Genomic DNA, 12,308 nt, shown 5'->3' with positions numbered 1-12,308 from the left:
TTCCGTCGTCGCGCCAGGCGGCGAAGTAGTAGTACGTCGCGCTCTTCGGCGGCAGATCATGCGGGAGGTAGGCCCACTGACAGCCGGTCCGGCCCTGGTAGAGGATCGAGTTCACGATCTCCCGCATCGCGTAGGCGCCCTGGTGACCGCTGACCGAGCGGTGCCGGTCCTTCCACGCGGTGATCACCGGCTCGATCAGAGCCCACTGCTCGTCGGATAAGTCGCTGGGGTACAGCTTGCGTTCACTCACACCATCACACCAGCAGACGAGCGGCTATGGACCGGCAGACTCCGCCCCGTACCCACACCAACAGGTGACGCGATAACCCATCAAAGAGTCACGAACCGCCCTCTAAGGGCACCCTCATCCCCGCCTGGCGCTGCGGCGCGCTGGCCACCGAGGCCAACGACGATCCGCTGTACAACGCCAAGCACCGCGACCACGGGATGAACGTACAGGGGCTGACCAGCCCGGTCGGTGAGCTGTTCTTCCTCGGCGACGCTCGCGTCGGCTCCACGGCGGACATCACCGCGGCGCGGGCCGACGGCATCATCAAGGCGGTGACCGAGGCCGGCATCGAGACCACTGCCGACTCCGGCTACCAGGGCGCCGGCGGATGCGTCCGCACGCCGATCAAGCGGCCGAAGGGCAAAAGGCTCAACGGCTGGGAACGGCATGCCAACACCGCACTGGCCCGGCTGCGCGCCCCGGTCGAGCGCGCCTTCGCCGAGCTGAAGCGCTGGCGTGTGCTGCAGCGGTGCGCATCAGCCCGAGCCGGGTCACCGTGCTGGTCTACGCCGTTTCGTCATCCACCGCCAGCAACGGTCACCCGCCCGAGCGTAGATCGGAAATGCTCAATGCTCTCGGCACACCACGCTCCTGATGTATGACACCGAGGCTGTGCCGGTCACCGAGGTGTCTCGGAGGGCACACCATTTCCGACGGCACGACCGGCGGATGCGGATCATCTTCGACCGCCTCCCCTTCTACCTCACCCGCCGGACCGCGTCACTGGAATGAGCGCCGCCCGGGCCGCCGGTTGTGGCGTTGCCGTAATAAACCACCGCAGGAACGTCAGGTACGGGCCGCATCGAGTCGTGGTCGGTGAGCTATGCGTCAGGGCCCTAGCTTCTGGGAAAGGGCCGGAGCAGATGCGTGGGGCGTGACGAGGCGAGGGGGCGGAGTGACGTGCGTGTGGTCGAGGTGCCGCTGACAGAGGACGGCACGGAACACATCGTCGTGCAGGTGCGGGAGCCGGATGAGGGCATGATCCGGGTGGGGCGGCCTGGACGACCGTCGGTCGCCCAGGCGGGGCGGTCGCTCGACGCGACGCTGGGCACCGTGCGCCCGGTCGCCGAGCGGTTCGTGGCGCATCTGAGAGAGATGAACGATCCGCCGGACGAGTTCAGCGTCGACTTCGGGGTCTCACTCTCGGCCGAGGCGGACGTGGTGATCGCCAGCGCGGCGGGTGAGGCGAACTTCTCGGTCTCATTCACCTGGCAGCGCCACCGGGAGCAGCCGTGAGAGCTGATGCTGACCCTGTGCCGTTGGGCGGCGGTGTCCTGCGGGTGCTGCGTGCCGACGGGGAGGCGGCCGGTGCCGCATTCCTTGTGACTGACCGACTGGCTGTGACCTGCGCACACGTCGTCGACGCCGAAGGTGTGGGCGCACGCGTCCAGGTGGACGCCCCCATCGCCGGCGTCTCCGCCCCAGTCACCGCCTCGGTGCGGCACTGGCATCCCGACGAGGACGTCGCCGTGCTGGAGCTTCCCGCCCCGCTGGCCGGCGCATCCCGCCCGGTGCCCCTGGTAGCGACTGGGGACGATCTGTGGGGCCACCGGGCCCGCACTATCGGGTTCCCCGGCCGGCACCAGCAGGGCATCTGGCACGCCGGAGTGTTACGGCAGCGGCAAGGCAACGGCTGGATCCAGTTCGAACGAGCCGGGGACAGTGACGGCGGCTACGCTGTCGGCCGCGGCTTCAGCGGGGCGCCGGTATGGGATGACGAGCTCGCCGCCGTCGTCGGCATGGTGGTGGCCGCCGACTCCGGTCACCCGGTGGCGTTCCTGATCCCGACCTTCCGGCTCGTCGCCGCGGCTCCGGTGCTGCGCGACGCGGTCGGTCCGCCGTCCCCGTTCCCCGGACTAGTGCCGCATCAGGCAAGGTTTGCCCTGCGGTGACGTGGGCGGGATCCGTCCCACTGTTCGCGAGGTCAGTCACGTGTGTCCCGGTGGCGCTTCAGTCGAAGTCGCTGGAGGAAGAGAGGCCCTCGACGAAGGACCCGAAGTCCGGGGCGAGGGCCAACTCCACGCTGAAATCAGCGTCGAACCACGCGACTGAAGGTTCTTCGTGTCGGCCGCACGCACGGTAGTCCAGCGCGATCCAGTAGTGTCCGTCGCCCGAGAGGAGTACGAGAGGCGAGGGCAGATCCCATTCCTCGACCAGGTAGGGGCTGTCGAGCAACGAGACTGCGCGTTCGCGGTGGCCGATGCCCATCAGATGGTCGAACGGGATGTGGTCCTCGCTCCAGGAGGTCGGCTTGTCTGTCCGGAACGCGTTCCGAGTGCCTGTCACCTGGCCACCGTTCTGAGCGCGCAACAGATCAAGCAGCGAGGTTGGGAGCGTGACGTCGAGCAGTTGCTCGGCCTCCTGCACATCCTGGTCAGTCAGCGGCCGCTGCACGCCGTAGTTGCTGGAGGTGTCCCAGAACGCGGGCTGCACATCGTCAGAACCAGCCATGACACGAATCGTAGGACTACGTGATGCGGTTGACGGCCGCAAGCGGCTCCGGCGTCCAGAATGATCACGTGGCTGAACGTGTGCGGGTGCGGGAAATCGATGACGACGAGGGGCGCCGGTTGCTGCGGATCGTTCGCCGCGGGACCGGGTCCGTGGTGACCTGGCGGCGGGCGCAGATGGTGCTGCTGTCCGCGCAGGACATGCCGGTGGACAAGATCGCTGCGGTGACGTTCACCAGCGCGGACCGGGTCCGCGACGTGATCCACAACTTCAACGCGGACGGCTTCGACTCGCTCTACCCGAAGTACAAGGGCGGACGGCCCAGGACCTTCACGCTGCCTGAGCGACGCGAGATCAAGAAGATCGCCAAATCCAAGCCGGCCGAGCACGGCCTGCCGTTCTCGACCTGGAGCCTGGTCAAGCTGGCCGACTTCTTGGTCGCCGAGGGGGAGGTCGACGACATCAGCCACGAGGGCCTGCGGGTCCTGCTCCGCGAGGAGGGCGTCTCCTTTCAACGCGTGAAGACTTGGAAGACCTCCAAGGATCCCGACTACGAGGCGAAGAAGGCTCGGGTCGAGCACCTATACGCCATCGCCGACGGCGAGGTGATACCCGAGATGGGCGAGCCCGAAGTCATCTTCTGCATAGACGAGTTCGGTCCGCTGAACCTGCAACCCCATCCCGGGCGCCAGTGGGCCGAGCGCGGCGGCAAGGGCAAGGACCCCGACCGCCAGCCGCGGCCGCGCCGCCGCGCGACCTACACCCGCCCGCACGAGGTCCGGCACCTGTTCGCGGCCTACGACCTGGGCAAGGACCAGCTCTACGGCCACATCAAGAAGAACAAGAACCGCTCGAAGTTCTTGGAGTTCTGCCGCTACGTGCGCTCCCTCCACCAGTCCGACGTGAGTATTGCCATCGTGTGCGACAACTACTCGCCGCACCTGGCTACCAAGCGGTGCCGCCGGGTGGCGAACTGGGCCGAGGCCAACAACGTTGAGATCGCCTACACCCCGACCAACTCCTCGCGGCTGAACCGGATCGAGGCCCAATTCACGGCACTGCGCTACTTCACCCTCGACGGCACCGACCACCCCAGCCACAAGGCCCAGGGCAGCATGATCCGCCGCTACATCATCTGGCGGAACAAGCACGCCCAAGACGAGCGCCTTCGCGACATCGTGAACAAGGCGAACGTTGCCTGATGCGGCACTAGATGTGTCCTTCCGGTCCAGCCCGCCGGTCCTGGCCGCGGTCAACCGGCTTGCCGCCGAACTCGGAACCACCCAGCTACGGTGCGCCGACCCGGACAGCTGGGGCGCCGACTGCCGCGTCGAGGCGCTGACCCACCACGACACCAAAGCCGAAGCCGACTTCCTGGTGACAAGGCTCCGCTGCGACCTGGCGGACTGCCCCGAATTGACCATCGGCGTGATCGCACGCACCACATACCGGCTCAGCGACCTCACTGCCGCCTTGGACGCAGCTGACCTGAGCTATCAGGAGTGGCACCAGCCCCTCGCTCAACCCCACATCGCCGAACTGCTCCACCACCACCTCCCCGACGCCTTGGCCGCGAGCACCCACCGCGGCAAGCAACTGGTCGCGCTGGACCGGATTTGCCGCAGCCATCTGTCCCCGGACGATGCCACCGCCCTGGATGAGCTCAGCAGGGCCATCGAGAACCTCGGCGAGCGCCTCGCCGTCCTCACTCTCGCGCAGGCCGTGGGCGCCGTACGTTCCGCCGGCGCGCCCGATAGACCGGTCACCCCCGGCCTTCACCTCCTGACCGGACACGCAGGAAAGGGCCAGGAGTTCGATGTCGTCTACGTCGTCGGACTCGAGCAAGGGGGCGTTCCCGACTACCGCGCTACCTCGGCCGAAGCCCTCCGCGAAGAGCTTCGGGTGCTGCATGTCATGGCCTCCCGCGCCCGCCGCCGCCTGGCCTTCACCTTTGCTGAGCACCGCTGGCGCAGGCCGACCTGGTACGCAGACGAGACGCCGTCTCAGTGGTGGACACTGCTTGCCGATCTTGATCATCCGACCGCGAACCTGGGCATGGACGGCCTGGGCGCGGGGACGACGACACCCTTCGTTCCGTAACGACTTCCGTCACATCCTACGGGCGGCGTCACCGAGTTCCACCGCCGCCAGGTGCGTGTGCCGAAGGTGATGGAGTAGGTGCTTAGAAGGCGCCTGCTCTATCTGCTGACCAACGGGGTTGACCTGCGTGTATACAGCTCTCTGACGCGGGCCTGCTGGGCGCGGGGGACCCATGGGGGAATGACCTGGGCGGCATCAGCGCCTGATTGAGCGGCACATCCGCCAATACAAGCGCGAGCGGCTGGTGTGGGCGGCTCTGCGCCCGGGGGCCGCTCGCAGCCAGTACCTACGCCTCGTACTGCAAGGCTACTGGTCCGCACCCTGCCGCACCCCACCAACTGATTAGGGCAGAGCCGGCCGCCTTCGACATGCTCGACGTGTAGGCCCTCGATCGCAGTCACGCGATGGCGCGGAGCACAAAAGTGGTGCCATGAATGCCTGGGTGACGCCTCGCCTGCCTGAGGTCGTCGCCTCGAACAGCTCGCCCGCACGAGTGGACGTTCACGATTCTCACCAGCGCCGTCTGGGGGGCGGGGTCTTGCCTTCCCCGAACAGGCTGAGCCTCTACCGAGTCGTCCGCGAACTGCAGACCCTCCTGGCCATCTGGACCTGCGCTTGCCTCACCCGTCACCGCAACACCCCCGACCCCATACCAACCTGACCAAGCCCAACTAGAAGGGCGGCTGCGGGCGGCACCACTCCGCGGGCGCGGGGAGCACTTCGTGACGATGAATTCGACGTTCCCCGATGTGGGACAAACCCCGCGGGTGCGGGGAGCACGTCAGCCATCACGCCTCCATCGGGGCGGCCTTGGGACCAACCCCGCGGGCGCGGGGAGCACCACGCCGGTGGGGGCCGGCAGGTCCTTGGGGAGGGACCAACCCCGCGGGCGCGGGGAGCACTTCTCGCCGCATGTGGCGTTCACCTGGGCGCCGGGACCAACCCCGCGGGCGCGGGGAGCACACACGAGCTGGCGACCAACGTAGACCTTGGTCGGGACCAACCCCGCGATCGCGGGGAGCACGCGCGGGCCACGAGTGGGGCGACGCGGCCTCCGGGACCATCCCCGCGATCGCGGGGAGCACCCTGCGTGGCCTGCAGTTTCTCGTCGATCCTGCTGAGTTTTCAAGCACTTGCGTGGATTGGCGCATATAGAGTTAATGCTAATAAAGCAGGATCACCTCTGGGCGGGGTGCCTGGGATGAGGTTTTCCGCACCTTGGCCGCGGAGGTGGCCTGTCCCGGGTGTGCATCGAGGTCGCGTGGCGGGAAGAGCAGGGGACGAAGCTGCCACGCGGAAATACTGCACCTCTTCTCGGTGTTGGCCTTGCCTGGGCCGAGGAGGGGACGGTGTCGAGTCTGAAGTTGTTCCGTACGGACACGGTGAACGGCGGCGTGGTCGAGGTCGCTTCGCGTCTTGCTGAGGTCGAGGCGGATGTGCAGGGCCTGGTTGAGGCGCACATGGAGACGCTACTGGGGGTGCGGTTCCTGGCGAGCGAGTACGGCACCGGACCGGTACACGGGGGCCGTATCGACTCGCTCGGGCTGGACGAGAACGGATCGCCAGTCGTCATCGAGTACAAGCGTGGTGTCGACGCCGGCGTCATCAACCAGGGCCTTTTCTACTTGGCCTGGCTGATGGACCACCGGGCAGAGTTCGAGCACCTGGTCCGCGACCGGCTCGGGGTGACGGTCGCGTCCCAGGTCCTGTGGAGCGGGCCGCGTCTGATCTGTATCGCCGGTGACTTCACCCGATACGACGTCCACGCGGTGCGCGAGCACCGGCGGTCGATCGACCTGGTCCGCTACCGGCTCTTCGGCAGCGACCTGCTCGGTATGGAGACCGTCGCCTCCGTGCGCGGCGGCACGCAGGTGGCCCGCCGGGCACGGCGCCGGCGGGTTACCAGGGCAGCGGGCGATGCCCGGAGCGCGCCGATGATGGAGTTGGCGGGCGCGGTCGACGAGGTTCTGCTCGGGCTCGGGGACGGCGTGACCCGTGTGGAGCGCAAGCAGTACCGGGCGTATCAGCGGCTGCGGAACTTCGCCTGCCTCATCCCGCCTCAGCAGGCCAAGGTGGTGGTCTATCTGAAGGCCGACCCGAAAGACGTCGACCTTGTTCCGGGCTTCACCCGGGACGTGTCCGGGCTCGGTCACCACGGGACGGGTGATCTGGAGGTGCAGCTCCGTACGCCGAGGGACGTGGAGCGGGCGCAGGATCTGTTCCGCGCGAGTTACGCAGCAGTGTGATCGGGTGCCGTCGCCCGCCTCGCGGCCGGCGGCGTTCGTGTCGTGTTTGGCGGCGTGGCGGGGCCTTTTCGACAGGCGGACGTGGGGTCGCCGTCGACTATCTATGGTGTGCGTGATCGTCCAGCCGGCGATTCCGCGCTGTGCTGCCCGCTCGTGTGGGCCGATGATCGGCGTGCATGGCCGGCCGGCAGCCCCGGTGCAGCCGGCCGGCAGGCGAGGACTCGACCGTGCCCGGCCCTGCGGGACCGCCCGGTCCGGCCGGCGCGAACGGCAAGGACGGGGTCGACTGCAAGGATGGCGCCGATTCGACTGTGCCCGACCCCGCTGGTCCGCCCGGCCCCAACTGTCCGGACGGACGCACCCTCCAGGCGCCTGCGTGGGATCCGGACGCGCTGGTGTGCCGACGCGCTGACGCGCCGGCACCCGATGACGACTCCGCCCTACCCGCTGCGCTGTCCATGGGCCTCTATGCTGCTCTCACATGGGAGCTACGAGGCGGCGGCATGGGGCAACATAGCCGACGATCGCCGGTTAGCCTAACCGGCGATCATCACCATCATTGAGGGGTGGAGACGCGGCGAAAGCCGGGGCAATCCGTGCAGTCGAGAGAAGGCGCGGAGCTGCCTAGCCCACGGCACACCCGCCGTGGGCAGCGCATACCACCCGCAAGCTCCGCGCTGCGAAGTCCTATTTTCCTGACAGGGCTGGCTGACCTTCGATCTGGCAGCACGGCGAAGGGCGCCAACTCTCAACGTCTCTTCACCTTCCAGGAATCCTTCTTGCCCGTACACCTGTTGTCCATTCCCGCTGTCGCCGCCGTCTTGGACGTCGACCGCCGCACCGTCTACCGCTTCATCGCCGCCGGGGAACTGCCCGTCGTCGACCTGCGCACCGGCACCGGCCGCTCGCGCATCCGCGTCCCTGCCGCCGCGCTGGAGGAGTTCATCACCAGCCGGTCGGTCACTTCCCCGCAGTCCCGCCGCTAAGCCCTCCCCGTCACCCCGCCCTCACCGCCCCGCACGAAGGAGCAGAACCTCGTACCTGCGAAAACTGAAATCCGGAAAGTGGCAGGCGACCGTACGCAACCGGGCAGGAGACCGGTTCAGCGAGTCCTTCCCCCTCAAGGCCCAGGCGCGCGCGTGGGGCATCGAGTTGGAGACCAAGTTCGCCCGCGGAGGCATGCGTGACCCGCGGGCCGGCGAAATCTCGTTCCGGGAGTGGCACGACCGGTGGTGGAACGCCCGCATCGTCGAGCCTCATACCCTCCGAGGCGACGGGTCCAGTATCAAGAACCACGTCCTGCCCTACTGGGCGGACTGGGAGATGCGGGCCATCACCCGCATGGACGTCCAAAGCTGGGTCCGCTCCCTCGTCGAGAAGGGAGCGGGGGCCTCCGCGATCAAGCGGGCCTACAACCTGACGTCGTCCATCATGCGTGCGGCGGTCGACGACGACGTGATCGCGGTCAGCCCCTGCCGCAGCATCGACCTGCCGGCCATCGCCGTCAAACCACCGCAGTGGTTCACACCCGACCAAGCACAGAGCATCCTCGACGGACTGGCGCCCGCCTGGCGCACGATGTGCCTGCTCGGCTTCTATACCGGGCTGCGCTGGGGCGAGCTGTCCGGCCTGCACCGCCACCGCATCGACACACGACGCTCCCGCCTGTTCGTGGTGGAGGTCAACGCCAAGAGCGGCATCAAGGAGTATCCCAAGAGCTCCAGGAGCCGCCGTGAAGTCCCGCTCCCACCCCACGTCCTGGAGGCTCTCGAACGCCACATCCACCGGCTCGACCGCGACGCGGTGGTCTTCACCACCATCACCAAGGGCCGCTCCGGGCGCCTCCTGGCCGACAGCAACTGGCGCCCACAGACCTGGTGGCCCGCTGTCGAAGCCGCCTACTACTTCGGCGACGACGGTGAACTGCAGCTCGTTCCGCACTATCCGCCGCACTCCATGCGCCACACCTGCGCCTCATGGCTCGTGCAGAAGGGAGTCTCGCTCTACGAGGTCCAGCACCTCCTCGGCCACGAGAGCTTCCAGACCACCCAGCGGTACGCACACCTTCAGCCGGACGCGCACAGGGCCGTGCTCGGCGCTTGGGAACGCATGGAAACCCCGCTCACCGTAGCTGCCTGAACGCTCCCCTGGCCCATCGCGTGCGATCAGGGCGAAGGCGAGGGCTGGCCCCGGAGGATGCGCTCTGCTGCGGCTTCGCGTTCTTGCTCAGTACATTTCAAGGGTGCGGCTGTGCCAGGAAGCCCGTCGAAGTCGGCAAGCCGGGGGCTAGACCCGTAATGCCTTTGCCGCAGGTCCAAGGGCTCGGGCGATCCCATTGCCGGTGAGGGCTGGCTGGGGCCAGCCCTCACCGGTGAATCGCAGGATTCCTCGGTTCAGCCGAGGGCTTGGTAGTTGGCGAATTGTTCGGAGGCTACGGTGATTGCTCCGGGTCCGTCTGGGGTGAAGTCGGCGAAGAATCGGAGTCGGCCGCTGTTGGGGGTGGTGGTCCAGAGGTCGAATGTGTCGTTGTTGTTGGCGTCGGGGGCGGCGGTGAGCATCGGGACGGTGTTCGGTCCGAAGTTGTTGGCGATGAGGATTCGGTGGGTGGGGTCGATCTGGCCCGGCCAGGTGGAGGCGTCGGGGTTGATGGCGTCGTAGAGGAAGAGGCCGCTGCCGTCGTTGTCGAAGCGGACGGCGAGGTCCGCGTACCCGTCTGCGTCGAAGTCGCCCGGGGCGGTCATGGTGACGTTGGCGAGGGTGTTGGTGCCGGTGCTCATGCCGTCGCCGGCGGCCAGGAGGACGGGGTCGCGGAAGGCGTCGAGGTAGGCGCTGCCGCCCGGGTCGCCGTAGTAGAGCCACAGGTGCTGGCCGTCGTTGACGAGGAGGTCGGGGTAGCCGGGGGTGTCGATCTGCCCGTCGTCGTCGGTGTCGAGGGGGCCGTCGACGTCGCCGACGGCGAGGATTTGTTTCGCTCCTGCCTTCCAGTGGTTGTTGGTCTCTTCGAGGACAGTCATTTCCTGGCGTTCGTAGGTGGTGGTGCTGCAGGTGGTGCAGGCGAAGCCGAAGCCGTTGTTCGGGTTGATCCACATGCGCTTCTGGCCGGTGGCGGGATAGTCTCGCAGTGCGATGAGGTCTTCGTAGCCGTCGCCGGTCCAGTCGCCGCGGTGTGTGATCCGGGAGTTGGTCCAGTCGATGCTGCTGGCGAGGCTTTGCTGGTCGGTGGTGGTGCCGTCGCCGTTTCCGTAGTGGCGGTGGAGTTTGCCGTTGCCGTCAACGGCCCAGAGGTCGGCGTTGCCGTCGCCGTTGAGGTCCCCGGGTCTGTCGGGGGTGGACAGGCCGTTCACGTAGAAGAGGTAGGTGGCGACGTCAGAGCGGTTTCCGGCTTTGTCGAGGCTGCGGGCGTAGAGGTTGATCGGGCCGGTGAACGTCGGTGTGACCTTGATGGACACGGCGGCGCCGGGGGAGGGGGCGTTGACGGTGACGGGGTCAGGGCTGGTGTCCAGCCAGTACTCGTAGGCGGTGACGTCGTTCACGCCGTTGGCGGCGAAGGTGAAGGTGCCTTCGGTACGGGCCTCGCCGGTGTCGGCGGGCCAGCCTTCCGCACCGTCGGGGAACTGGGCGGAGGAGACGGCCGGGGGCGTGGAGGGACGGTTGGGGTCGAAGACGAAGCGGCAGCCGGGTGCGCCGAGGGTGGGGTTCCAGTCGGAGGTGGCTTTTCCGTCGTCGGCCTGGGCTTTCCAGGAGAAGTTGCCGTTCGCCGTGCCCAGATGGGGGGTCAGAGCGGACTTGGGCACTTTGACCCGTGCGACGGTACCGGAGGTGACCGACACCGTCTGGTTGATGATCAGCGTGCCGTTCGGGTCGTCGTTGGGGTGGTGACCGGTGGGCCACAGGTGGAAGCGAGCCTTCACGGTGCCGCCATCGCGATCACTGACCTTGGCGGTGAGGTAGAAGTCCGTGTTGCCGATGAGCCCGTAGGGGGACTGGTCTCCGCAGCCCTTGCTGTTGCGGGTGGAGACGGGCGCGGTGTCCAGGGAACTGGGCACGTTGGGTCGGGTGTTGTATTCGGTGGACAGCACGGAGGACTTGGCGGTGAACTTCTTCCAGCCGTAGACGTCCGTTTCGTCGGTGGCCTTGAGACCGAGTGTGATGCTGTTCCACTTACTGCTGGCGGCGCCCTTGGCCGCGGCAGTCGTGTCGAAGGCGAGGTTGCCGGCAGGGCAGTCGGACGACCAGCCCTTGGCGTCGTTGACGATGTCCAGGGTCTCGCGCCTGTCCGGGCGGTTGTTCCAGGTGGTGTTCTCGTTCATCGGCGCGGTGCGCCAGAGTTCGACCTTGCGCGCATTGCAGGACCAGGACCAGGTGTTCTTGATCCTGAAGGTGGACTTGGTGACGATCTTGTCGGTGGACCAGAGGTTCGCGGTGCGGAACCGGAAGTAGGAGCGGGCCAGGCCGTTGGTCTCGTTCTCGTACCCGACACGGGCGGTGGACGTACCTCCGTCGAATCCCGAGCCGTTGTAGTACGAGGTGTTGGGGTACTTCTGGTAGGCGATGGTCCAGGCGACTCGCGACCCCGAGACAGACGGGTCGAGGTAGACCGGGTACTGGGTGTCCGCGCCGGTCAGCAGATCCTGGTCGGGAGTGAGGGTCACCGTGTCCCCGGACACCTCCAGGCCCATGGCAGCGTCGCGGCCGCCGACGGGCACCTCGAAGTCGCTCGTGGTACGGGGCGCTTCCTCACCCCCCGCGACGCGCGGGGCGGTCACGGGAGGGCTGCTGTCCCACATGAGCGGGGTGGGCGCCGTGAACACCGTTTGTCCGGCCGGGTTGACGGCCTTGAGGTTGCCGTGATCATCGGTGCTGACGTCGACACCGTCGGTGCCGAGGGCGAACGTGATCTCCTTCAGCTCCGGACTGGCCGCGGCTTCTGCGGTCTTGACCACGAGGAGCTGGCTGAAGCCGGCCGAGGTGGCCTTGAGTTTGAGAGGGCGGTTCGTGACTCTTTGATGGGTTATCGCGTCACCTGTTGGTGTGGGTACGGGGCGGAGTCTGCCGGTCCATAGCCGCTCGTCTGCTGGTGTGATGGTGTGAGTGAACGCAAGCTGTACCCCAGCGACTTATCCGACTAGCAGTGGGCTCTGATCGAGCCGGTGATCACCGCGTGGAAGGACCGGCACCGCTCGGTCAGCGGTCACCAGGGCGCCTACGCGATGCGGGAGATC

The 12,308-nt window shown here is 67.4% G+C and carries 11 protein-coding genes and 1 pseudogene; 9 read left to right on the top strand and 3 right to left on the bottom strand.

Features of this window, described 5'->3' with window-relative positions:
* Positions 1-250: transposase (locus tag I003_RS0127960; RefSeq protein WP_027774510.1), on the bottom strand; the 250-nt coding region annotated here is incomplete at its 3' end.
* 116 nt (positions 251-366) lie between these two features.
* Here I003_RS0127960 and I003_RS35285 point away from each other — a divergent pair.
* The 3 genes from I003_RS35285 (at position 367) to I003_RS33505 (ending at position 2,181) form a co-directional block, all read left to right on the top strand.
* Positions 367-891, top strand: a complete 525-nt coding sequence (locus I003_RS35285; protein ID WP_078564489.1) for a transposase family protein — start codon at positions 367-369, stop codon at positions 889-891.
* A gap of 304 nt (positions 892-1,195) precedes the next feature.
* Positions 1,196-1,525, top strand: coding sequence for a CU044_2847 family protein (locus I003_RS0127945; protein ID WP_486584428.1), 330 nt, complete (start codon positions 1,196-1,198; stop codon positions 1,523-1,525).
* Positions 1,526-1,548: 23 nt separating this feature from the next.
* Complete coding sequence (locus tag I003_RS33505) at positions 1,549-2,181, top strand: S1 family peptidase (RefSeq protein WP_486584427.1); 633 nt, start codon at positions 1,549-1,551, stop codon at positions 2,179-2,181.
* Between the two features lie 58 nt (positions 2,182-2,239).
* On the opposite strand, the gene I003_RS0127935 is transcribed toward I003_RS33505, so the two are convergent.
* A complete protein-coding gene (locus I003_RS0127935; RefSeq protein WP_027774507.1) occupies positions 2,240-2,740 on the bottom strand; it encodes an SMI1/KNR4 family protein in 501 nt (166 codons plus the stop codon).
* A 68-nt stretch (positions 2,741-2,808) separates the two neighbouring features.
* Here I003_RS0127935 and I003_RS0127930 point away from each other — a divergent pair, with 68 nt between their 5' ends.
* From I003_RS0127930 to I003_RS0127910, 5 genes are all read left to right on the top strand, one after another.
* Positions 2,809-3,942 carry an IS630 family transposase gene (locus tag I003_RS0127930; RefSeq protein ID WP_027774506.1) on the top strand — a complete coding sequence of 378 codons (1,134 nt, stop codon included), beginning with the start codon at positions 2,809-2,811 and terminating at the stop codon, positions 3,940-3,942.
* Positions 3,935-4,840 carry a 3'-5' exonuclease gene (locus I003_RS0127925; RefSeq protein ID WP_078564484.1) on the top strand — a complete coding sequence of 302 codons (906 nt, stop codon included), beginning with the start codon at positions 3,935-3,937 and terminating at the stop codon, positions 4,838-4,840. The genes I003_RS0127930 and I003_RS0127925 overlap by 8 nt, the downstream gene beginning before the upstream one ends.
* A 1,349-nt stretch (positions 4,841-6,189) precedes the next feature.
* A complete protein-coding gene (locus I003_RS0127920) occupies positions 6,190-7,086 on the top strand; it encodes a DUF5655 domain-containing protein (protein WP_027774504.1) in 897 nt (298 codons plus the stop codon).
* A gap of 779 nt (positions 7,087-7,865) precedes the next feature.
* Positions 7,866-8,072, top strand: a complete 207-nt coding sequence (locus tag I003_RS0127915) for a helix-turn-helix domain-containing protein (RefSeq protein WP_027774503.1) — start codon at positions 7,866-7,868, stop codon at positions 8,070-8,072.
* A 193-nt stretch (positions 8,073-8,265) separates the two neighbouring features.
* Positions 8,266-9,225, top strand: a complete 960-nt coding sequence (locus tag I003_RS0127910; protein WP_486584426.1) for a tyrosine-type recombinase/integrase — start codon at positions 8,266-8,268, stop codon at positions 9,223-9,225.
* Positions 9,226-9,479: 254 nt separating this feature from the next.
* On the opposite strand, the gene I003_RS33500 is transcribed toward I003_RS0127910, so the two are convergent.
* On the bottom strand, positions 9,480-12,029 hold the full coding sequence (locus I003_RS33500) for an FG-GAP-like repeat-containing protein (RefSeq protein WP_051368553.1): 2,550 nt from the start codon (positions 12,027-12,029) through the stop codon (positions 9,480-9,482).
* 144 nt (positions 12,030-12,173) lie between these two features.
* Between I003_RS33500 and I003_RS37115 the strand changes: the two are divergent.
* A pseudogene (locus I003_RS37115) lies at positions 12,174-12,308 on the top strand (transposase); the annotation flags it as partial.

The sequence above is a fragment of the Streptomyces sp. CNQ329 genome (assembly GCF_000482585.1).
Note: the sequence above shows the minus strand (reverse complement) of the source record. Positions and strands in the feature narration are given on the sequence as shown.